Consider the following 21,381-nt stretch of genomic DNA (forward strand, 5'->3'; position numbering starts at 1 on the left):
CTTTAGCGCAGTATTTTCCTCGTTTTCATACATTTTTGATAACTGTCGAATTCGCCCCTTGATTTTGGGCGATGCCGCTATCCTATCATCCCTGCTGAAATAGAGGCGCAAGCGCGGCGTAGGTTGCGCGGTAGCGCGCATAGCCCTCGTCATAGATGGCGCGCACGCCGGGATTGGGTTCGACGGCCTGTCCGGGATGGACCATGGCCTGGCTGGCGGAACGCAGATCGGTGAACGCGCCCGCGCCAACCGCCACGCAGATGGCACTGCCGAGAGCGACGGCATCAGGAACCGTAGTCAGAGTAATCGGTAGGCCAGCGACATCAGCCAGGACTTGCAACCAGAGCGAACTACGTGTGCCTCCGCCGCAGGCCACAATCTGCCGGGTTGCTACTCCCAGTTCGTTCAGTTTATCGAGAATATGGCGATTGCCGTAGGCGGTGCCCTCGTAGACTGCGCGCAAAAGATGGCCGGGGCCATGAGCGGGCGTCAGGCCCCAGATAGTTCCCCTGGCACGCGGATCTTTAATCGGCGTGCGGCTGCCCTGCCAGAAGTCCAGCAGAACCAACCCTTCCGCGCCGGGCGAGATCGCCGATGCGGCGGCATCGGCGGCAGCATAGCGCTCCTCGCCAACTGGTAGAGCGCCGCCCAGAGTGTCGAGCAACCAGCGCACGGTACCCCCGGTGCTTGCCTGGCCCGCCTCCAGCGTCCATTCTCCAGTCACTACCGCATCCTGAAATGGGCCCCATAGGCCGTTGTCGAAGACTGGCCGAGCAGATTGCGCGAGTTGGCAGGTTGAAGTACCGGTGATCAGCGCCAGCTTACCCGGCGCCAGCACATTCAAACCAAGCATACCGGCATGCGCGTCAATTCCGCTCATAGCCACAGCAATACCTGCGGGCAAACCCAGTTCACCGGCGGCCTGCCGCGTCAGCTCGCCGGCCTTCGCGCCCATAGCAAGTAGTTGACCGGGAACTTTTTCAGGCAAATCCTCCAGACCAACCTCCACTAGCAGGCGCTCTGGCCAGCCGGTGGGAGAGTCCGCGTCGTCGGCGGTGCGATAGTGCCACTTGGCGGCGGCGCTATTCAGCGGAATCGCCAGGACGCCGGTCAAGCGATGGGTCAACCAGCTCATTTGTTCGACCAGGTAAGCAGCCTGCTCCCAGGATTTGAATTGCTGTTGTTTGAGCCAGAGAGCCTTGGGAACCGGCCACTCGGCAGGCACATCGCCGCCGCAATAGCGCAGCACTGGATCGCCGGTCATACTCAGCATCTGAACCTGGGCTGTGGCACGCAAATCCATCCAGATCAGGCTCGCGCTCAGTGGTTCGCCGTTCTGATCGGTGAAGAGAATATTGCATGGAGCATCGACCGCCAGGCCGATGACCTGCTCTGGCCTGGCCTGGCTAATTTCCAGGCAGCCGCGCACCGCCTGAACCAGCGCCCTCCACCAGTCGGACGGCTGCTGTTCCGCCCAGCCCGGCTGTGGATACCTCGTGGGATAGCTCTGATCGCAAAAGCCGCGCGGCTGACCTCGCAGATTAAAGAGGCCAGCGCGCATGCTAGCCGTCCCGGCGTCAATACCGATCACCAAGTCCTCGCTCATCTAGCAGTTCCTTTCATTCTATTACGCCTTTTCTCCATAGACACGTGCTTCGATGCATAATTGCTCTGCAACCTCGCGCAATTCGTCTATCCAGTCGCCATCGACTGCGTGGATGTGATTACTGGCATAGGTTGCTAAGAACGCGTCAGCAAAGCAGGTATAACGAGCAAAGGCGTGGGACCACTCCAGTGTTGTCTGCTTCATCAGTTCCATGTTCTTCTCGTCAGTGTAGCGCACAAATTCGCTGCACAGGATTGCCATAGCTGCCCTACTGCATCCAGCCCTGGTCAAAAATTACATTCTTAGTGCTGATGCGATGCACACCCCAAAAGAACAAGTATACATGCTGAATACTCGATCCCAAATGTTGCCACCTGTGATTCTCACATTAACACGCAGTTGGCATTCATTCAGTGTGGGCAACGAAAAAAGAAAAAATAAGAGGAGGAGCTCTCTGCTATGACGACCCTTCCTAATGGAAAGCCTATCGATATGGAGATGCTTGAGGTGGCGATGGAAGACTCCAACCTGGGCAACACATACTACCTCAATACCCAGACTGGAGAAGTGCTCTTCTTATCGGAAGGTGATGATATGAATGAACAAGAACAGCTGGCAGAAGAAATCGAGGGGAGCAACGACTATGTACGCATTGAGTGTATCCCATCCTCTGAAGCATATCACTGGATGAGCAATTTTGTAGATGAGGTAGTTGCTCCCAAAGATCAACGCGCCGCTCAGAAATTATCCACTGCCTTACATGGGAAAGGTGTATTTAGACGCTTTAAAGATACATTATACACAACAGGAGAGCAGTGGACGCAGACCTGGTATGACTGGCGAGACCAACGACTCAAAGAAGCAATGGAGGCATGGCTACGGGAGGTACTCTAACCAATGAGACGTTTGAGACCTATGACCTGCGCCAACTTGATCCCAATGGAGGCGTCCTGACCACGATCACGCATTGGCAACCAGGCATGAAGGATCCTGGCCCCGACCATCCGGGAGAGAAAGCCACCGCCCTCAGCTATCTGCCGACGAAGGCCGAGGCAATTTGCCCTTGCGGGAGTGGTCGCGCGTTTGCTGACTGCTGTCACCCCCTGCCCTACTGGCGTTCCGTCTGCCCCAATCCCGACATGCAAGGATATAGACTGCTGCACCTACAGGGTGCCCGCTTTACCCCTGTCGATACGCAGAGGGTGCATGCCTTTTTGCAAGCTGATGAGCGGCTCTATTGTGTGGAGGAGACGCCCCAACGAGTATTCTGGGTCTATTGGGAGACCCGGCCTACGATGCGCCCCCTTAGGCACCATCTGTTTTGGCGATCTCGAACGCTAGGAGCCCGAAAATCGGGGATATCTTCGCGCATTGGGGGTGGATCGTCTCCCCAATGCGCGAAGATATCCTGCTAGCACGCACTTCCGCCTCATTCATCATCGGCCAATCATACTCCAAGCCAAGCCGCTCGCATATCCACCGCCCCCACGCATAGAGTTGGCGCAGGATTGGCTCGGAGTTTCGTCCCAGTTTTGTGAGCGCGTATTCCCTCGTTGTCAATCTCAACTCAGAGGCTTGACGCTGAAGCACCCCCATCTGTTCTAATTCCCGTAGTTCCAGGGTAAGCACTTGCTGACTGATCGAGGGAAGAAGCTTCTGCAATTCGCCGAAGCGTTTGGGTCCACTGAGCAGCTGATACCAGATCCAAAACATCCATTTGCCTCCCACCCCCAAGAATCTGATAAAGTCAGGAAAATCATACTATCAGGAGGCACGAGGATGAAGCAGGTAGAAACGATCATCTGCCCGGTCGAGGTGACGCTCTCGATTGTGGGAGGCAAATGGAAGCCGATCATTGTCTGGTATTTGCTCAGTAGCACCAAACGCTTCGGCCAACTGCGACGGCTGACTCCGGGGGCCACCCAGCAAATGCTCACCCAGCAATTGCGCGAGTTAAGACAGGCGGAAGTCCTACATCGGCAAATCTATACGCAGGTGCCCCCCGAAGGTGGAATATTCGCTGACAGCCCTGGGACGAAGCTTAGAGCTGGTGATCTGCCAGTTGGCAGAGTGGGGAGAGTGATACTGTGCCCAAACGAGTAGAGAGCGTCGCCCCATGAATGATCTCCGCCAAGAGGCTGTGCGGCTTGTAGTCTCCGAAGGGTGCCTCGACAAGGCAGATCACCTCTCTCCTCCATGAGATGGATCGACAACGGCAGCTATAATACACTTCACAGATGAAAGCCATCTGACTGCCCCCTTCTGACACCATTGGCGCATGGTTTTGTAGATCAGCGCGATTCCTCGTTCAGCCATGATCTCCTCAACGTCACGATAGCTGAGGGAAAAATGGAAAGAGAGCCAGATACAGTGGCTGATCATTTCAGAGTGAAATCGATACCCTTTCTAGTGGGGGGGTGGATAGTTGTGTTTTCATACCGCCACTATGCCAGAAGGACACTGCTACATATCTCCTTTGGGCAAGTTGACAGTACCACTTTAACTATGCTGCCGAAATATCACGTCGTCACGCAATAGGTGGTTCTGTGTACACTGCAAAGCGTATCCATCCTTTATCAACAAAACCGGAGAAGTCTGGTCATTCCGACTTCTCCGGTTTATATCATTTGGGGTCAGGGCTAACTAGGGTTGACTATAGACGTGGACATAATCAAAGTATGCGGGAATGGTATTGACAGGTCCAGAAGAGAAGCCAAACAGGCCAATCTTGATGGGGTATGCTGACGATACCGGGTCAAGATCCCATGCATTTCCTCTGATCCAGTGAACGCCATCCACGCTGCTATAGGGCGTATAGGCATTCCCATTACGATAGACACGCAACCAGGTGGTTACAGTCGGCTTTGTCGCCGTACTACCATTCTGGGTCGGATGGGGATTTGAGAGGTAATCCCAACTCTCGCCTTCCAGCGGACATTGCTGTGTGGTATAGGTCTTGACTGCAATGTTGCTGGTGGGTGATGGCTGTACATCGCAGGTCTTTTGATCGCCTGGAGCGGGGTCCAGCGTTTCATGCCCAGCGATGACTTTGTTTAACGATTCATGGTGCGTCACGCCAACTTTAATATAGTGATCATCATCACTATATATGAGCAAGCCTGCTTGCTGGTAATTCGTATTTGGATCAAACGTGAGTTTGGTTTCCATCATATAGTTACCGGCAGGCTGATTCTCTAGCAGAAGATTGGTTGCACTGTTTTGATTGCGATAAAGATCACCATTGATAGTGATTGAGAGTTGTCCATTGACGAACGAGTGCCGGGTTGCATCTTCATGTGCCCATGACCACTGCGCTCCCAGTTTTCCGTTGAACTCGTCAGAGTACGGTGAGAGCAGAGTACCAGCCTGTGGCGCTTGCTGTGGTGGCGCGACATGATGATTCAAGGGTGCGGTAGCAATATTGTCGAAGTCGGCCTGCGCATTCTCAGTGATAAAGCCAACCTTACCATCATTCACACGGAAGGAAGCAGGTAGCGTTCGCTCCTGTACCGCAAGCGGATCGCGCTGCGTGTCAGAGAGCGTAAAACGGAAGCGCGCCTGATCTAACTGGCCGCTTTCATCATCGATGATCAGGTGATGCCAGTCTGAGGGATCGAAATTGGCAGGCAGCGGCGTGGCCTGCTCACCCTGGATAGGGTGTCCATTCTGATAGGGAACGGTCACCAGCGTATTGTGAACGGGATCAATGAAGGCCGCAATAAAGGCAGAATTGTTGTCCCCTTCCTCGCGATAGGAGACTACTCCTCCATAGCGCCCGACAGGTCCAGCTTTTTCCAGACGGAGATCTAGCTCTGTACGGTATCCCTGGGGAATCGTCATCTGGCTGACGAGCAAGCCTTGGCCATTCTGCCCTGTTTGCGTGGCAAAACCGCCAGTAGTGGCATCTCCGGCATTGCTCTGCCAGTTTCCGCTCAGCCTATTCCAGTTCACATTCAAAGAGCTGTTCGTCACATTAAAGTTATCACCAAAGGTTGGCGTGGTAACTGGAGCAACATTGGTGAGCGATGGCCCCTTGCCATCGTTAACAATCGGCCAGCCATCCGCCGTCCAGTCCACGCGATCCATAAACAACTGACGGAATGAAATGCCTGAGCCTTTTACCCAGCCATCATTCTCATCGACACCATGATAGATGATCCAATCCTGCCCGGAGAGGTCCGTAATCATGGCGTTATGTCCGATACCTCGCCACTTGTTACCATTCTGCTTGAGCGTGGGGTAGCCACCACCCTGCGCTCCACTGTTGACGCCAGCGGGATCAGTAGAAGGGCGCTGAGTCGGTACAGGCTGTATGGATGGCGTCTCCATAGGATAGCCGTTCTGATCGACAAACGGTCCTAACGGCGAGGTGGCGCGGCTAACTACGACGCTATAGGGGCTTTCGGGGCCATTGCAACAATTGCCCGAGGAAGAGAAGTTGTAGTAATACGCCTTGCCGTTGACATCATGGCGTATCACATAGGTACCCTCATAGCGGTCCCAATGTCCAATCTGGTACGAAGACCCGGTCACTTGCAACCCGTCAGGTGCTAATTTCTGGACCAGGGTGCCGCCGAAAAAGCTGCCATAGTACATATAACGCTGACCATCGTGGTCGGTAAAGATGGCGGGATCGATAGTCCAGTAGTAGCAGTTAGGGTCGGTATTGAAGACACAGGCACGTGGGGGAACAATCGGCCCGTGCTGGAAACTTCCACCAGCCGAAGGGCCCGCGTCCTGCCATGGCCCAGCTGGGCTATCAGCCACCGCGACGCCTATCGAGCTGGGACCAGCCGTCGTGCCATACTTGGGCAAAGCCTTAGTATTCGACACAGTATAGTACATATAGTACTTATGATTAAAATACTGGATATCAGGCGCCCAGAGGCCAGCAGTGGGATCAACCCAATCGGGCCGAGTCGGGAAGGCATCGCCCACAAATTGCCAGTGAACGAGGTCCGTTGAGCGCTGGATGGGAAGAATGTGGAACGAACCATCGGACCAGAGATCCGAGGTCGCAACAACATAGTAATATCCATCAAGTCCCTTGGTAATCGTTGGGTCTGCGGCTGTCTGAGCAATGATCGGATTGCTATAGGTATTGTCTACCTGCTTATTTGCTTGTGCCTGGGCGCTACGCGTTACGGAAGCGGCCTGGACACTGGCAGAAAGCGGAAACAACAGCAGCATGATCAGCAGAGCAATGCTATAGCGGGGGAAACGTTTAAATAGCGACGATTTCGCTATTGCAAATAATCGTGGCATGTGCAACTCCTTTGCCTGAGGATGCCTCCTTGCAAGTTTATCGTCTCCGTTTTACAACGTTGTAAACAAATGTAACATGCAAAATTTACTTTTGTCAATATATGTAGGAAGATATCCCAGGGCTTTTTGAAAAGTCGAGGGAGGTAAAAAAAGATCGATTTGTTCAAACCAGATTTCGCGCTCGCCCCATTCGGGAGAGACTTGCCTGTCTCTTCGTCTTGCTTGGGTCTGGCTCTTCGAGAGAGAGTGGTAGGGGCAATGCCCTCAAAGACAATCGTTTCGTAGGTCTCCACCAGACGACGCGACCATTGATGCAAGTAGTCATTGGGCTGATTCCTTACCCTCCTGTGCAGACGAGCCACACGCTGCACGGCCTTCTTGCGCCTCTTGGAACCCCGCTTTTTACGAGACAAGGCTTGCTGCGCCTTCGCTAGACGCTTTTCAGCATGAAGGAACGGCCCTTCTATCCCTATGGCTAAAGCCAAGGGTTTTACAGGCCGGTTTGATAAACATGGAAATTCCATGCTTAAGCCTGATGATGAAATTCTCGCGTGTAGTTTCCACAGCTTCTTTCATGACCACTTGCAACTCGTTAGCGACTAAAATATGTTCCACCTGTATCATGAGATAATCGATTAAGCGCGGATTACCTCTGGTGATGCACAGAATTGCTGCAATGGCTTCCTGGTCGGTGAAATCGTCCGAATAGGCAGATACTCGATGACTCCAGTGTTGGTCGAGAAAAAAGCGCGTCTCGTCATCGGGCAAATGGGTCCATCTGCCTCCACAAATTTGCCCTGGTGCGCAGATTGGCTGCCTCAACCAGATACGAAAATGCAAGCGTTCAAGGAGTGGCTGGAGCCTGCTCTAAACCTTCATATGTACGCAGGAGGAGTCCAATGACTTCCTCTTCTGCGAGACGATTGAGGCCGAGGAGCCGATTACAATGCATATGTACATAGCTACTATAAAGTGATGTGAATGACTGAGAGAGGGCCTCTTGCGCATGGAGGACGGTCAGTTGTTCAGCAACAGGAAGTACCTCTTCACGACGCTTCCCTAGTACCAGAAGCACCTCCCGACCACCTGCAAGCGTCGCCAGAAATGATGCTGGATCATTGAGCAACGAGCGCAATGACACACGTTTTTGCCGGTACGTTTTTCCCACCTGCTTCCTCTCTTTCACTCTTTGGCGATACCACTGCAGCCTCATTGGACCGGAGACTCCCAGGCTGGCGAGCAGATCATCAACACTAAGAGCGGCCAGTAGATCTTTTTCCAGTTCTAACGTGTGCGCCTGACTGAGGAGAGCCACAAGGTCTGCGGCGGCGCGGCTATCAGCGCCGAAGAGGCGCTCGGCAAGTCCGATGCCTGACAAACCACCATAGCGCTCGATTTCTCGGTCATAGGTATCGAAAGCAAAATGCAAACACGTGCCTCTCATCATGAGCGAGGAACTCCATTGGCAGACCAGGGGTAGTAATCTCTCTCTCAATATCCTGGGGTCGCCAGAGAAGCGCAGGCGAATATGGGGATCGGGATCGCTATAGCGAATGAAGAACCAGTCCTGAGCAAGATCTTCCTTAAGTGCGTCATAGGCAAAGGAGCGCAGTGGCCCAGCAATCAGGTCTTCTTGCAGGTTGAGGCCCACGTAGAGCTTCACAAACAGCCATTCACTGCCAGGCGCTTTGAGGCGCTGTTCGCGTGGTATCAGATTTTTTGACGCAGCAGAGCCGGTGGAGGCCGCTGTGCTGTGGCTGGTATTTGGCTTTTCGCGCCTGATTAAGGGAACCACGCACTCGGTGATATAGTGCCCATCTGGACCGTGGACCCATGCCTGATCCAGCGCAGGAAAGACTTCTTGCAAGATGAGGGCACCGTCTGGAGGCAGGCTCTGTAGTTCTGTACGGAGTTCATCGCATTGCTTCAGACTTTCAAGATCAAGCAAGAGGCGATTATCCATCATGCTCAGATAGACATAACGAGGAACGTTCCAGCAAGCACGCCAGGTGGTGAGTGCCGCTCGAAACGTCTCGAGCGAGGAGGAAGAGAGTTCTCGATCACGCATATCAGTACTGATACGCCACCGGGCCAGCGAGAGTATCAGGCGATCCACCTGCACTCTGGGCAGAAAAGGAAAGGTAGCCGCGCCACCCCAATTGAAAGGCGTAAGCAAAGGGGTTCCATCAAGACCAATGCTCGTGAGGAGACGAATAAGAGGCGGCGCACCCGTCGAGGTGAGCATATGACTCACGCGTGGAAGGACCTCAACGTTCTTCTGTGGCCAGCGCAGAAAGAACGTGTCGTTACGAAGCCCAACGACCAGCTCATCGAGGGGAATCGTGCGCTCAAAAGCCGTTCCAGGAGAAGTTGCATAACAGAGCTCATGGGAATAGACGTTTGGACGAATGGCAACATTGCTTGCACGGCCCTGCTCTGGAAGATAGACCATCTCGGCCAGCAGTTTTCCTGAGGTTAACTGACTCACGCGCGTCGCCGTCTCACGAAGAATTTGCACCCCCTCGTGCCCTAGCAGCGTCGCAAAGCGACCAAAATTGCTCCCTCCCTGTCTCCCTCCAATATTTGGGCCAAGCACAAGTTGATAGCGTCCGGCATCAATATCAGCAGCAGATGCCGCGCCCACGAAGATGTTGAGGTCAAGGGAGAAGGGCGCAGTGTCAAAGGTTGGGTTCCAGGTTTGCAGCCGCTCAATTGTTGCTTCATTGAGTTCTACCACCAGTTGCTGCTTGTGGAGTGCGAGCAGAGCCATCTCAATCAAGGCCTGATTGCGCCTGGCAGAATGTTGCTCTTCCTCGTGTGGAGCAGCCGTTGCCGGGGGAGCACCGAGCCCAAAATTTGGATCAATCAGTTCGACCAGTGGCACCTCCTGGTCTTGTTGGTAGCGTTGCCGAAAGGCTTGACGATAGCTCTCCAAATCAATGGGGCCGTGAGGGAAAGGCGTGAGACGCAGCAGGAGTTCAGCCATACGAGCCGCATCGATCCCAATCTGCTTTGAGAGGGTATGGCCCCGCAGGTCCATCCCCATATTCACCTGAAGAAGTTCGGGGAACTGATTTCCCTCCATCTTCTGTGTTCGCTCGATGCCTGCCTTTGGAGGCGGCAAGCTATGGAATGAGTGAGCCGTGGCACCGAACATTGCTTCAGCGGTGTGGAGAACGTCTTTGATCTGTTGAAGCAGTGCATGATACTGCTCAAGGTCGAAGTCTAGCGGAGCCATTTCCCAGATGTGAATCTGCTCAAGAAGGGCTGCCAGTTGCTCGGCCAGGGCGGTCGTTGGGGGAAGAGTTGCGAGGCGGCGCTGGAGATAGGAGGCTGGGTGAACATCCCCTGTGAGAGGAGGACGCAGATCGGTGAGGAGCAGCGTCTGTTGCCATAAGAGCGTGAGGAGCGCTTCTACTTTCTCCTCGGTCGCCTCTGGGATGGATGCTAGTAAACGTGCTGTGAGATCGGGGTAAGTAATAGGATGGCGTGCTACTTCAAGCGTATGTTTCACGACGCGTGTCGCGCGCAAAGAAACTTCGTGCATCTCGTCTGAGGCATCAGCGGTCGCTCGCTCATGCAGAAATACTCTCCCGCTACGGAAGTAGGCAGCAGAATTGGCGAAGACACGCAAATGGCGGCGCACTTGTGGGCTCGCCTCTAGTCTCCAGATGAGAGGCATTAGCCACCCCATATCCAGGCCTACTTGGAGACGCGCCATGGGATGAGCAATGGACAGATCCGTCGCAGCCCCCCAGTCTCCTAGGGCCACGCCAGCAAAGAGTCCGTAGGGAGTAGGACGGGTAGACATGCGAATAAGATAGCGTAGGAGCTTTTTGTCTCGCCGTAAGGTAGCACGAGGATTGAGGTTCTGGCGTTCAATGGCATCGAAGAGCGAGCGGCTTGCCACGCCGAGAGCCAGCCGTACATGCGGATTGAGCACAGAGAGTCCGCTGGACGTCTCTGCCGCAATTGTATGAAGTTGCGTATAGGCTTCGAGAGGAAAGAGAGGAGCACGCAGCATGAAGAAACTCAAAGGTTCAAAGAGTGGCTCTGGGCGCTTGTGATGGTGTGATCCTCGCGACTGCATGGCGTGCTCTTTCTCTTATTCAGCGGCGGTGTCCTCTCGATTTCTGCAGCCAGATCTCCAGAAGGAGGGAAGCTTGGAAATCGCTCTGGCCGCAGCGTTTTGTGGATGATACAGAGAAGGGAGAGGAGGCTGGTTCATTTCCAGGCTCTTAGCAACACTGTGTATCGGGGTGGTGTATCCCCAATCCAACTGCGACTCCCAGGACGACCAGAGGCACGACCGGGTTGCCTGGTTGCGTTAACCACTCGACCGCCTGGTGAGCGTAGACCCGCAGGTCTAGCTCAAAGCCATCGTCGCTTTGATCGAGATCCACGTTGAATGCATCACGATCATCACGCAGATCCTTGTTCTTCAACGTCATACTCACTTCCTGCCTTTCTGTAGAGAAACTGACGAACATATACTATCTCAAGTGTACGGGGAAAGGGCGGTTTTGACCAGGACAAGAGGAGGACACTTTTGGACATTTTGCCCCAGGAGCTTTACGTGCCGATTTCCTTTGCTTATACTGTAGTAGTAGTCTTGAGTGTTGTCAGCCCATGCTGCCTATATAGAAGGATGGACACGTATCCATGCACTTCGGGAATCGATTGCGCCAGGAGCGCTTGCGCCTTCACTTATCACAAGAAGCTCTGGCGGAGGCTCTGGCTATCTCTGCCAGAAGTGTACGTCGCTGGGAACAAGGACAGGCGCTTCCTCAGGCGTCGGTCCGACTCCAACTCAGTCGCTTTTTTGGCCTGCGCCCCGAAGCGCTTTTTGAGGATGAGGAGACGCAGGGCCCGAGCAAGCCTCTCTGGAACGTTCCTTATCCGCGCAACCCCTTCTTCACGGGTCGAGAAGAGATCCTCACGACGCTCCATACGTTCCTCTCCGCCAATGAGTTGGTTGCATCCGCTCAGGTGTATGCCCTCCAGGGGCTTGGCGGAGTTGGCAAAACACAAATTGCACTGGAATATGCCTATCGCTACGCACAAGAGTACCGGGCGGTCTTCTGGATCGGAGCAGAGACCACAGAGAGCATCATCTTCGGTCTGCTACGTATTGCCGAGTCCCTTCAGGTACCTGGACGAGACGATAAGGACCAGCAGCAGGTAATCACAGCAGTCCACCACTGGTTCACAATCCATGATCGATGGCTGCTGATCTGCGATAATGTGGAAGACCTGGGCATGTTGAATCGCTTTCTCCCGCCCGTACGGCAAGGAGCAATCCTGTTCACGACACGCTTGCGGACGCTGGGAACACATGCGGAAGGCATAAACCTGTTGCCCATGGAGCAAGAGGAAGGAACACTCTTCCTCTTGCGTCGCGCTAAAGTGGTTCAAGCGCAAGCCACCGGCGAACAGGTGCGTCAGCTCTCTACACAAAAGTCGCTTCAGTATGCGGCAGCAGCAGAACTGGTCAAAGCCACAGGAGGATTGCCCCTGGCACTTGATCAGGCGGGGGCCTACCTGGAAGAAACGCAGTGTGGTCTGCCAGCCTACCTGGATCTCTTCCGCACACGGTGTGCCATTTTGCTCCAACAACGAGGCGAGGGGGCGCTTGATCATCCGGCGTCCGTTTCCACCACGTTTACGCTAGCAATCACGGCAACGGCTCAACGCCACCCTGTGGTATGGGATCTTTTGCGAGTCTGCGCGCTGCTCCAGCCAGACGCCATTCCCGATGAACTCTTCCGTCAGGGAGCGAAGCATCTTGGGGCAATGCTGGAGGCCGCCTGTGGAGACCCACTGGACTGGAACCAGGTAGTTGCCATCGCATGTTCCTACTCCTTGCTGTCGCGCCAACCAGAGGCGCGGGCATTATCCATCCATCGGCTCGTGCAGGTGGTCCTCCTAGATGCCATGACGGAGGCGGAGCGGAAAGAGTGGGCCGCGCGCGTTGTTGAAGCGCTCGACGCGGTGTTTCCCGAAGAGCGACCGATGACAGAGTATGCTGCCTGGAAGAAGCAGTGTGATCGATTGGTGTCGCATGTGCTGCTCTGTTTACATCGAGCTGGAGATGCTGAAGACTCCCTCGCTCTGGCTTCCCTAGCCTACAAGACAGCTCAGTATTTGCGAGAACGTGGGCAATATGGAGAGGCAAAGCCATATTATCAGCGCGCATTGCATATCCGGGAGCAGATACTAGGGCCAGATCACCATGAAACAGCCCACGTGCTCAATAATCTGGCGGTCCTCTATTGGAGGATGGGTATGTATGCGGAGGCGGAGCCGCTCCTTCAGCGTGCATTGCTCATCAGGGGAAAGACCCTGGGTATTGATCATCCTGATGTGGCCACGACGCTGAATTATCTGGCACTTCTCTATTGGAAGATGGGCAAGTATGCGAAGGCGGAACCGCTCCTTCAGCGCGCGCTGCATATCTGGGAGCAGACGCTAAGTTCTGATCACCCCTATATTGCTCACCCACTCAATAACCTTGCTATCCTCTATGCGGAACAGGGCAAATTTGCAGAAGCAGAAACGTTCTTTCGACGTGCATTGCACATCTTTGAGCAGACGCTGCCTCATGATCATCCTGATCTCGCTCAGGGACTCCATAATCTGGCTGAACTGTCTCAAGAGCAGGGGAAGTATGAGGAAGCGGAGTCACTCTATCAACGGGTCCTTAACTTTCGTGTACAGGCTCTTGGCTCTGATCATCCTGACGTCGCTGAAACACTTAATAGCCTGGCTACACTCTATGCGGAACAGGGCAAATTTGCAGAAGCGAAAGCCTTCTATCAGCAGGCGCTCTCCATCCGAGAGCAGCAGCTTGGGCAGCAGCATCCAGAGACGGCACAAACATTGCATGACATGGCCCTCTTCTCGCAGAAGCAAGGCAACCTGGATGAAGCACTCTCCCTTGCTGAACGGACGCTGACGCTTCGCTCCCAGGCTTTGGGATATGATCACCCGAAAACGAAGACTACACACGCACTCTATACTCAACTTGTGCAGGAACAGGGAGGCGCAGAGCAAGACCCGCCCTCCCCAGAAACGAGCAAAATGAATAGCTGACATACACACGAGTATTTCAAACGCATGTCAAGCAGTGGTCGACCACCTCGCGATGAAGCCCCCAGCCTGATCTAACTCGCGCAATTGCATCGTGAGCATTTGCTGGGTCGCCCCAGGAATGAGCCGCCGTAATTCCCCGAACCGTTTGGTACCGCTGAGCAAATACCACACAATCAGCGGTTTCCATTTTTTTCGATGGTCGCGAGCGTCACGTCCATCGGGCCCACTGCTCTCTGTTGTTGCAGCTTCATCAAGCGCCCCTCTCCATTAGTATGATTTTTCATACTACGTCAGATTATTTTGCGTACTTGTTTCTCTTACATGTATCATGTATATTTATTGCATATGAAGTTCTAGAGTGATGCAATGCTCATCAGGCCATTTGGGCTTAAGGACTTTCTGCCTCCATATGAGAGAAGAAAAGCACGGTTCCTATGCTGCCCTATTGCTCTCCTCTCACCGGGCGCTTTTTCTCTCCAGATAAGAGGATACTCGTCATTGTGACAGGAACAAAGGAAAAGAACATGGATAGGAATACCATGAAACACCGATCTGAGCCAGTCAACCCCGCCATTCGCCAGCCTTTTACCGATCCTTCGACCTGGTATGAAGCTGTCTATAGCAGTGCCGAAAACGATATCAACAAGGTTCCCTGGGCCAAGAGTGCCGACCACTCTCTCCTGACCCATTGGCTCTCTGAGCAGCATCAGACGTTTGCGAACCGGCGAGCACTGGTGGTTGGCTGCGGTCTTGGAGATCATGCCGAAATGTTTGCTCGGCTTGGTTTTCAGGTGACCGCTTTCGACATTGCACCACGGGCCATCGACTGGTGTCGCCAACGGTTCCCTACCTCTACCGTCGTGTATCAGGTTGCCGATCTATTCCAGCTTCCCGAGGCCTGGCAATCCGCCTTTGACCTGGTTTTTGATGCCTTTACCATCCAATCGCTCCCACCGGATCTGCACGCCAGAGCCATCGCAGTCATCGCCGATGCTGTCGCGAAAGCGGGCACACTGCTCATCATGTGCCATGGCCGCGAGTCGGGCGAGCCAACTGATGGGCCTCCCTGGGCCCTTGCGCACACCGAACTGGATCTCTTCCTTCACTCTGGCCTTCAAGAAGTCCGTTTTCAGGATCAGGAGAGCGCAGGAGTACGCTGCTTCCTTGTGGAATACAGGAAACCATAAGAAGCTCTGGCGAGCAGCGGCGCAATAGCCGACGATCATGACGTGCGTAGGGTTCGCGCCTCTCCTTGATGAGTGAAAGGAGCAAAAGAACAGGCGATTGTTCCCTTTCGCATACACACAAATAATGGATCTCTAAACGAGGAAAGATTTCTCTCAAAGGAGCAAGATATATGCATTCGTTCGCGCATCACCACCACAGGAAATCGGGCGAGGAACAGGCAGGTGTAACACGAGGGCACGTCATAAACTGGGGCTGGCGCTATGATCTGATGCTGTGGTGGAGCAATCTCATGCTGCACGGTAAGTGGCAGGTGCTTCAGCAGATGATCGTCGATCTCGCCCAGTTTCACGCCGGAGAAGCAGTCCTGGACGTGGGGTGTGGCACCGGAACGCTCGCGCTGGAAGCGTACGCGTGCATTCGTCCAACGGGCCACGTGGCTGGCATTGATCCAGGGCCCAAGCAGATCGCTCGTGCCCGTTCCAAAGCGAAGCGAGCAGGTCTCCCTATCGACTTCCAGATCGGGGTGATCGAGCAGCTCGTCTTCCCTGACCAATCGTTCGATGTCGTGCTGAGTACCTTCATGATGCACGTCTTACCTGACGATCTCAAGCGTCAGGGACTCTCTGAAATTGCTCGCGTCCTCAAACCGGGAGGGCGCCTGCTGGTTGTCGATACCAGGCGCCCCGAGGAGCACGACCAATCTGGGCGGCTCGTTCATACCGGTCCCTGGAACAGTGGCGTCCAGGATCAGCCGCACTTGCTGCAAGAAGCGGGATTCTCGCAGATTGAAAGCGGGAAGGTAGAAACTGGGGAGACACGGCTCCCCGAAATCGGCTTTGTATTGGCAAGGCGGCTTTCATGAGAATGGTCCAGCACTTCCTCTCTCTTTTCGGCAGACCAGCTTCTGTCTTTCTTTTAGGAGCGCCTTCCTCGAAGCCGCAGTTCAGCGTTTGCAGCCTCTCACAAGTTCAATAGGAAGCGACTAGACGGTGCGCAGGGCCTAACGGGCCGCGCGCCTACGGCGCGCGTTGCCCAGAACAACGTAGCCGAGTGCGATCAGCAGACCCGCGGCAAGGCAGCATTGCCAGAAGAATGGAGCACCCAGATATTGAAGTACGAAGCCGCCCAGCGCAGGCGCGATTACAGTTGACAGGGCGCGTATGGTCTGAAAGACGCCTTGATACGTACCACGCAGGTGCTTCGGCGAGATGCTGGCAATGATGGCGGACGAAATGGGATAATTCAGGATCTCTCCCACTGTCCAGATCACGACGCCCACGAGATAGCCGGGATAGGAATGCCACCAGCTAAACACGCTCATACCCATCCCCAGGAAAAGGGCCGAAATCGCCAGTGAGGTATTCGGCGAATGCCGATTGAAGAATGCAGTGAGGGGCAGGCTGATAATGACCACCTGGACGGCGTTGATCGCCATAACCGACCCATAGACAAGTGGACCCAGGCCATGTGCTTGCATGTCAAGCGGCATCGCGGTCCAATGCTGGAAATACACCATGTCGAAGATCAACCCCAGCAGCGCGTAGCTCCAAAGCCAGGGATCAGTCAGGGTGATGCGTAAGTACTCTGGCCGCTCTATGCTCTGCTCACGCTTGACCTTGCGCGAGAGGCGCGTCTCAGGGACCCCAAACCAGATCAGGACACCGAAGCAACAGGTGGTAAGCGCGTCGCCTACGAAGAGCAGCAGATAGGAGACCGGAGCGAGCACGCCCGCGAGAATTGGGCCAATAGCTGAACCGAGATTGTTCGCCCAGTACGGCAGACTATATGCCTGTGCCAGCTTATCGCGCGGCGTCATATCAGCAATTGCCGCCGAGATCGCAGGTCCCGCGAGATCACTCAACTGTTTATAGAGGATCGCCAGGACCACAATCAACGAGATGTTCTGCGCGAAGCCCAGAGCGAGCATCAGCACCGCCGATGTCAACAAGCTGACCAGGATCGTGACCCGACGACCGAGAACATCGGCCAGCATCCCACCACCTACCCCCGCCGCCAGCGAACCCAGACCCATCAGCGAGATGATCAACGTGGCCTCGCTCATGGACAGATATCGGCGCGAAGTCAGGTAGAGCGCGAAGAAGGGGAGAACAAAGTTCCCGGCGCGGTTGATAAAAGAACCTGTGACAAGGAACCAGAAGGGACGCGAGAATTGGAAACGCTTCAAAGAGGCTCTCCATCTATAGACAGGTGAGAACAAAAGAAAATCCTTCCTAGTAGCGGCCTTTGAGGCCCAACGACGAAATGGACAAGCGTTTTGGATGCGTACGGAAATCATCCGACGTCATGACGCCTGAATCCAGCCCTGCTCTTGCTTCTTGTGAGAGACGACGAGAAGCAAGAACTTCTTCCATGGTCACACATGGCGCCTTACTAGGAACAGCCCGGTGATACCTACCACCAGGATCAAACTCGAGCAGAGGGCCATCGCATCGCGAAGAGTCAGCACCCGAAAGAGGGGGACTGACAGGAGTTGACCAAGCGCTAGACCAGCAATACTGATCAGCATACGCATGCTGTACACTTTGCCAATGTGTTCAGGAGGAAACTCCGTCTGGATCATCCTGAGTAGGATCATATCGGCCATCGGGCTCCCGAAGGCTGCGATGAGCGCCCCACACAGAGCCAGTGTCAACGTGGATGCAAAGCTGAGCAGCAGAAAGCCGAGACTCAAAATCACTTGCCCAATATACATCACACGCAGCGTAGAGTGACGCGTTGGACCGCCAACCACAAACAGGCTCACGATGCTCCCAACGCCATAGGCGCTGACCAGCAGGCCATAAGCGCCCGCATCTCCTTTGAGTACCAGACTCACAAGCAGAGGTGCCCCGACCATAAACACGGCACTCCAGGCGATATTTCCCAACCCCAAGCTGAGCAAGGCCCACATCAGACGTCGATGCTCCTTGAGAAGCCCGAACATCTGTACGAGGTCTGAACTCAGGCTCCAACGCACCGCCGCAGATTCTACCTTCACTGCCGGTTTCATCACGAAGCGGGACCCAAGCAGAAACAAGGCACATGCAGAGATGCCAAAGCTGAAGGCATCCAACGTAAAGAGGTTGGGCAACGGCACCAGTGATAGGATTAGTCCCGTCAGGCCGGGACCAAGGAGGCGTGCGAGGCGCCGTGTAGCGTCCATCAACGCATTGGTCGCTGTGAGCACTTTGAGATCGCCCGCAAAGAGAGGGAGACTTGCCTGCAGCGCTGGATTAAACAGCGCACTGGCAGCCTCAACAGTGATCGTGACACCCATCAAGATCCAGAAAGAGCCCCTCCCTACTGTGCTCGTCTCCATCAGGAGCAGCGGCAAAAGCGCGATGGCCAAAGCACGTATGATATCAGTTCCCACAAGCGTCCAGCGCCGATTCCACCGATCGGCCAGGATGCCTCCAAGCAGACTGCAGAGCAAGGTTGTCAACGAGCCAACAGCAATGAGAACACCGGCGGCCGAGCCAACGAACTTGATAGCCATCCAGACCAGGGCGACGCTGTAAAACTGATCTCCTATGGCGGACACCAATTGGCTGCTCCATAACACCAAAATATGCCTTTTCCGCAATATTCCTAAAAAACTCATAGGTGTATCCAATCCTTTCACCGCAATGATGTCGAGGCTATGGAGAAAGCATACGAGATACCTCCTTATCAAACAAGCCTATAACGACTATAATCATTATTAAATTTACCTATAACAAAAAGGAGCAAGCATGGACATCAGCCAACTCCAGGCATTTGACCAAATTGTCCGTCTGGGAAGTTTTAGCAAAGCCGCTCGTGCGCTTAACGTCAGTCAACCAACCATCAGCGTGCGCATCCAGGGGTTGGAGCAGGCCGTCGGCTGCGCACTGTTTGTGCGAGGAGGGAGCCGATTAGAACTCACCGAGCAAGGCCTGCATTTCCTTCCTTATGCTCGTCAAGCGCTCGAGGCCTTAATCACTGGCATAGAGGTCACCCATCAGTCGATACAAGGCAAACACGGAAGCATCGTCATCGGAACGTTGCCTTCGCTCACCACCAGTTTCTTCTCCTCCACGCTGGTACGCCTGCATGCCACTCACCCCAATCTGGATATTACTATCCACACTGCCCATACCCAACAGATCGTGGAAATGCTGCTCGATGGTGCCATCAAGCTTGGTTTTCTGGTCTGGCCTTTTTTTAGCCCCGAGGTGACTGTTTTACTCCATATTCACGAGCCATTGCTCATTGTGACCCGTGCAGATCATCCTCTGGCACAGCGGCCATCTATCGCGGTCTCGGAACTAGAAACACTGGCCAATCCCTTTGTGTATGTTCACTGGAATGACGAGGTGAAACACTGGCAAAGCCTGCAGAGAGCGGCAGGCAAAGTGGGCCTGGATGTTCCTCCGCAGACGGCCTATGACCTGGTCCAGCAGGGTATCGGGGCAACACTGCTCACCCATACGCTCGTCGCCAACGACCTCAAGGAAGGGAGGCTGGTGGAAGTGGAAGTGCAGGGACTTCCATCGTTCAGACGCGAAAGTGTGCTAGTCAAGCATAAACGCGATGAAAAGATGCCGCTCCATATCAAGGAGTTTATCCGCATTTTCCGTGAGGAAGCGAGGATCTATTGCAAATTATAAGCGGAGTTCCCCTTTCTCAGCGATTTACCACAGCTGATACTCGCATGAAACTGAGCCAATTGTATCCGACGCTTGTCGCTGGCTCTTGAACCTGAACGGACCCGAATACCACGCTAAGCGCTTAGCGTGGTATTCGGGTCCGTTCAGGTTCAAGAGCCTTTGTCGCCGGAAAAGGAGCAAGAAAACGACTGTTTTGGTTTTCCTCCCTGCTGACCCATCTTAGCGGGGGGAAAGCAAGCTCAAATCGCCTCAAAAATCCCTTAGCGGGGATTTCCGGGGGGAAAAAATGTCGTGACCCCCACACTGCACATAGAAGGTTGTATCAGTCAACCTTGCGACAATCGGCTCCACAGGAACGCGTGAGGGGGTTTGGCTCAAAGTATCTAGAATGCTTTCTCTCATCGGAGGATACTCGTCGTTGAGGGCTTCAAGCAGCGATCCAAGCGGAAGTTTGTCCTCAAACCATTGTGCTAAGGAAATGCCCCTTGTCATCATCGTTCCAGCGATGCTATGATCATGTCACGAAACGATATCGGCAAACGTTTCTTTCCTGCAGGCGGAGCGATTGCAGGGAGCCTCCAACATTGGTGTGTTCTTGCAACCAACTTGCAAGAAAGAAGAGAAGAAACAAAGAAAAGCAATACTAATGCTGACTGGTGATCACCGTTTGCATAGGAGCTTTGTTTCCCTTCACAAACATGCTCGTGGATTGGGCACTATGCTAGAAAGCATATTGAAGAAAAGCGCGTCTCTCCGGTAATATCAAAGTGCGATATCGAGGAATGATACGATGTTGCGAGACTTTTTTTTAGGCTTTATCAAAATTCATGTGTTGCATCACGCGGCCCAGGAACCCATCTATGGGGTTGCCATGATCGCGGAACTGGCCCGTCACGGCTACAATCTCTCACCTGGGACCCTCTATCCGCTGCTGCATAGCCTGACAGAGCAGGGCTATCTGACGCGGACGGAAAGGATTGTCGATGGCCGTATACGCAAGTATTACATCATTACGGACGAGGGGCGTGTTGCCCTGCACGAAGCGAAGCGCAAAATTGCGGAGTTGGTTCAGGAAGTGCTGGAAGACGAGCAGGGGGGAGGACCTTCTCCCACGCCACCTATGTAAGCCAGAGGAAGGTCATTGGCAAGCGAAGGGAACAGCGCTGATGCACCACCGTGAAGCCAGTGCAGACAGGAGTGTTTTTGCTGATGGAGGCGCTCGCGTGTGTTTCTCGTTTGTCCATCTGGCGTCAGTGGTCCCTGTTGCCTCTTCCTATCCCATCGCAGGGTATTTCTGGATCGCGCTCTACCGGAACCAAAGCGATGCCGAGAAAGGGAAAGCGCTGGCCCATTTGCTCTGGTGGATGGTGCATCAGGGGCGAGCGTATGCGAAGCCGCTTTCGTATGCGCCGCTCCCAGCCGTGATGGTCAGCCACGACGAAAGACAAATTCGCGAACTGACTTGTGGAAGCACCCATCAGTCCTGTTATCAGGGAACGTGAACCACCAATGACTGCACGCGCTGCGCTTCCTCTCTTTCCTGAAAAGAGGAGCGGGGAAGCACGGCGCATGGGCTCCCCAGCTAATGTCAGTAGGCGTCAC

20 protein-coding genes and 1 pseudogene are annotated in these 21,381 nt (G+C 54.2%); 9 read left to right on the forward strand and 12 right to left on the reverse strand.

What is annotated here, in order from left to right; translation table 11 throughout:
• Positions 1-85 precede the first annotated feature (85 nt).
• Both JMJ16_RS16545 and JMJ16_RS16550 read right to left on the reverse strand, forming a co-directional pair.
• Positions 86-1,606: a ribulokinase gene (locus JMJ16_RS16545; protein WP_201383233.1), complete on the reverse strand. Its 1,521-nt coding sequence runs from the start codon at positions 1,604-1,606 to the stop codon at positions 86-88.
• Positions 1,607-1,627: 21 nt separating this feature from the next.
• Positions 1,628-1,867, reverse strand: a complete 240-nt coding sequence (locus tag JMJ16_RS16550; protein WP_201383235.1) for a hypothetical protein — start codon at positions 1,865-1,867, stop codon at positions 1,628-1,630.
• A 198-nt stretch (positions 1,868-2,065) separates the two neighbouring features.
• On the opposite strand from JMJ16_RS16550, the gene JMJ16_RS16555 reads away from it, so the two are divergent.
• Positions 2,066-2,500, forward strand: coding sequence for a UPF0158 family protein (locus JMJ16_RS16555; protein ID WP_201383237.1), 435 nt, complete (start codon positions 2,066-2,068; stop codon positions 2,498-2,500).
• Here JMJ16_RS16555 and JMJ16_RS54390 read toward each other — a convergent pair.
• A complete protein-coding gene (locus tag JMJ16_RS54390) occupies positions 2,497-2,769 on the reverse strand; it encodes a hypothetical protein (RefSeq protein WP_236601594.1) in 273 nt (90 codons plus the stop codon). The two genes, JMJ16_RS16555 and JMJ16_RS54390, sit on opposite strands and share 4 nt — an antisense overlap.
• Here JMJ16_RS54390 and JMJ16_RS57135 point away from each other — a divergent pair.
• A complete protein-coding gene (locus tag JMJ16_RS57135; protein WP_374229071.1) occupies positions 2,662-3,021 on the forward strand; it encodes an SEC-C metal-binding domain-containing protein in 360 nt (119 codons plus the stop codon). The two genes, JMJ16_RS54390 and JMJ16_RS57135, sit on opposite strands and share 108 nt — an antisense overlap.
• Here the strand turns inward: JMJ16_RS57135 and JMJ16_RS16565 are convergent.
• A complete protein-coding gene (locus JMJ16_RS16565) occupies positions 2,912-3,334 on the reverse strand; it encodes a helix-turn-helix domain-containing protein (protein WP_255553219.1) in 423 nt (140 codons plus the stop codon). The genes JMJ16_RS57135 and JMJ16_RS16565 overlap by 110 nt on opposite strands.
• A 51-nt stretch (positions 3,335-3,385) precedes the next feature.
• Between JMJ16_RS16565 and JMJ16_RS57140 the strand changes: the two are divergent.
• A pseudogene (locus tag JMJ16_RS57140) lies at positions 3,386-3,689 on the forward strand (winged helix-turn-helix transcriptional regulator).
• 560 nt (positions 3,690-4,249) lie between these two features.
• On the opposite strand, the gene JMJ16_RS16575 reads toward JMJ16_RS57140, so the two are convergent.
• The 5 genes from JMJ16_RS16575 to JMJ16_RS16595 form a co-directional block, all read right to left on the reverse strand.
• Entirely contained in the window at positions 4,250-6,871 is a 2,622-nt protein-coding gene (locus tag JMJ16_RS16575; protein WP_201383243.1) for a family 43 glycosylhydrolase, read from the reverse strand.
• A complete protein-coding gene (locus JMJ16_RS54400) occupies positions 6,850-7,395 on the reverse strand; it encodes a transposase (protein WP_236601595.1) in 546 nt (181 codons plus the stop codon). Before JMJ16_RS54400 ends, JMJ16_RS16575 begins: the two co-directional genes overlap by 22 nt.
• Positions 7,313-7,639 (reverse strand): hypothetical protein, encoded by a 327-nt coding sequence (locus tag JMJ16_RS16585; RefSeq protein WP_201383245.1) that lies wholly within the window; start codon positions 7,637-7,639, stop codon positions 7,313-7,315. Before JMJ16_RS16585 ends, JMJ16_RS54400 begins: the two co-directional genes overlap by 83 nt.
• Before the next feature lie 76 nt (positions 7,640-7,715).
• On the reverse strand, positions 7,716-10,961 hold the full coding sequence (locus JMJ16_RS16590; protein WP_201383247.1) for a lantibiotic dehydratase: 3,246 nt from the start codon (positions 10,959-10,961) through the stop codon (positions 7,716-7,718).
• Between the two features lie 148 nt (positions 10,962-11,109).
• Positions 11,110-11,322: a hypothetical protein gene (locus tag JMJ16_RS16595; RefSeq protein WP_201383248.1), complete on the reverse strand. Its 213-nt coding sequence runs from the start codon at positions 11,320-11,322 to the stop codon at positions 11,110-11,112.
• A gap of 211 nt (positions 11,323-11,533) precedes the next feature.
• Here JMJ16_RS16595 and JMJ16_RS16600 point away from each other — a divergent pair, with 211 nt between their 5' ends.
• The gene (locus tag JMJ16_RS16600) at positions 11,534-13,963 is read left to right on the forward strand and encodes a helix-turn-helix domain-containing protein (protein ID WP_201383250.1); all 2,430 of its coding nucleotides are present in this window, start codon (positions 11,534-11,536) and stop codon (positions 13,961-13,963) included.
• 27 nt (positions 13,964-13,990) lie between these two features.
• Here the strand turns inward: JMJ16_RS16600 and JMJ16_RS16605 are convergent, their stop codons facing one another.
• Positions 13,991-14,134, reverse strand: a complete 144-nt coding sequence (locus JMJ16_RS16605) for a helix-turn-helix domain-containing protein (RefSeq protein WP_236601596.1) — start codon at positions 14,132-14,134, stop codon at positions 13,991-13,993.
• A 353-nt stretch (positions 14,135-14,487) separates the two neighbouring features.
• On the opposite strand from JMJ16_RS16605, the gene JMJ16_RS16610 reads away from it, so the two are divergent.
• On the forward strand, positions 14,488-15,150 hold the full coding sequence (locus JMJ16_RS16610; protein ID WP_201383252.1) for a class I SAM-dependent methyltransferase: 663 nt from the start codon (positions 14,488-14,490) through the stop codon (positions 15,148-15,150).
• A 170-nt stretch (positions 15,151-15,320) separates the two neighbouring features.
• Entirely contained in the window at positions 15,321-16,013 is a 693-nt protein-coding gene (locus JMJ16_RS16615) for a class I SAM-dependent methyltransferase (protein WP_201383254.1), read from the forward strand.
• A 138-nt stretch (positions 16,014-16,151) separates the two neighbouring features.
• On the opposite strand, the gene JMJ16_RS16620 is transcribed toward JMJ16_RS16615, so the two are convergent.
• Both JMJ16_RS16620 and JMJ16_RS16625 read right to left on the reverse strand, forming a co-directional pair.
• The gene (locus JMJ16_RS16620) at positions 16,152-17,336 is read right to left on the reverse strand and encodes an MFS transporter (RefSeq protein ID WP_201383256.1); all 1,185 of its coding nucleotides are present in this window, start codon (positions 17,334-17,336) and stop codon (positions 16,152-16,154) included.
• Positions 17,337-17,525: 189 nt separating this feature from the next.
• Positions 17,526-18,752: an MFS transporter gene (locus JMJ16_RS16625; protein WP_255553220.1), complete on the reverse strand. Its 1,227-nt coding sequence runs from the start codon at positions 18,750-18,752 to the stop codon at positions 17,526-17,528.
• Between the two features lie 130 nt (positions 18,753-18,882).
• On the opposite strand from JMJ16_RS16625, the gene JMJ16_RS16630 reads away from it, so the two are divergent.
• The 3 genes from JMJ16_RS16630 (at position 18,883) to JMJ16_RS16640 (ending at position 21,281) form a co-directional block, all read left to right on the forward strand.
• Positions 18,883-19,779, forward strand: a complete 897-nt coding sequence (locus JMJ16_RS16630; RefSeq protein ID WP_201383260.1) for a LysR family transcriptional regulator — start codon at positions 18,883-18,885, stop codon at positions 19,777-19,779.
• Positions 19,780-20,569: 790 nt separating this feature from the next.
• Positions 20,570-20,905 (forward strand): PadR family transcriptional regulator, encoded by a 336-nt coding sequence (locus JMJ16_RS16635; RefSeq protein WP_201383262.1) that lies wholly within the window; start codon positions 20,570-20,572, stop codon positions 20,903-20,905.
• A gap of 40 nt (positions 20,906-20,945) precedes the next feature.
• A complete protein-coding gene (locus JMJ16_RS16640) occupies positions 20,946-21,281 on the forward strand; it encodes a hypothetical protein (protein WP_201383265.1) in 336 nt (111 codons plus the stop codon).
• The last annotated feature ends 100 nt before the right edge of the window (positions 21,282-21,381 follow it).

The organism is Ktedonobacter sp. SOSP1-52, from assembly GCF_016587395.1.

What these genes read in the sequence shown, in the direction of transcription:
- JMJ16_RS16545 (WP_201383233.1), bottom strand. Translation starts at nt 1,606, where the DNA reads ATGAGCGAGGACTTGGTGATCGGTATTGACGCCGGGACGGCTAGCATG.
- JMJ16_RS16550 (WP_201383235.1), bottom strand. Translation starts at nt 1,867, where the DNA reads ATGGCAATCCTGTGCAGCGAATTTGTGCGCTACACTGACGAGAAGAAC.
- JMJ16_RS16555 (WP_201383237.1), top strand. Translation starts at nt 2,066, where the DNA reads ATGACGACCCTTCCTAATGGAAAGCCTATCGATATGGAGATGCTTGAG.
- JMJ16_RS16575 (WP_201383243.1), bottom strand. Translation starts at nt 6,871, where the DNA reads ATGCCACGATTATTTGCAATAGCGAAATCGTCGCTATTTAAACGTTTC.
- JMJ16_RS54400 (WP_236601595.1), bottom strand. Translation starts at nt 7,395, where the DNA reads ATGGAATTTCCATGTTTATCAAACCGGCCTGTAAAACCCTTGGCTTTA.
- JMJ16_RS16590 (WP_201383247.1), bottom strand. Translation starts at nt 10,961, where the DNA reads ATGCAGTCGCGAGGATCACACCATCACAAGCGCCCAGAGCCACTCTTT.
- JMJ16_RS16595 (WP_201383248.1), bottom strand. Translation starts at nt 11,322, where the DNA reads ATGACGTTGAAGAACAAGGATCTGCGTGATGATCGTGATGCATTCAAC.
- JMJ16_RS16600 (WP_201383250.1), top strand. Translation starts at nt 11,534, where the DNA reads ATGCACTTCGGGAATCGATTGCGCCAGGAGCGCTTGCGCCTTCACTTA.
- JMJ16_RS16610 (WP_201383252.1), top strand. Translation starts at nt 14,488, where the DNA reads ATGGATAGGAATACCATGAAACACCGATCTGAGCCAGTCAACCCCGCC.
- JMJ16_RS16615 (WP_201383254.1), top strand. Translation starts at nt 15,321, where the DNA reads ATGCATTCGTTCGCGCATCACCACCACAGGAAATCGGGCGAGGAACAG.
- JMJ16_RS16625 (WP_255553220.1), bottom strand. Translation starts at nt 18,752, where the DNA reads ATGAGTTTTTTAGGAATATTGCGGAAAAGGCATATTTTGGTGTTATGG.
- JMJ16_RS16630 (WP_201383260.1), top strand. Translation starts at nt 18,883, where the DNA reads ATGGACATCAGCCAACTCCAGGCATTTGACCAAATTGTCCGTCTGGGA.
- JMJ16_RS16635 (WP_201383262.1), top strand. Translation starts at nt 20,570, where the DNA reads ATGTTGCGAGACTTTTTTTTAGGCTTTATCAAAATTCATGTGTTGCAT.
- JMJ16_RS16640 (WP_201383265.1), top strand. Translation starts at nt 20,946, where the DNA reads ATGCACCACCGTGAAGCCAGTGCAGACAGGAGTGTTTTTGCTGATGGA.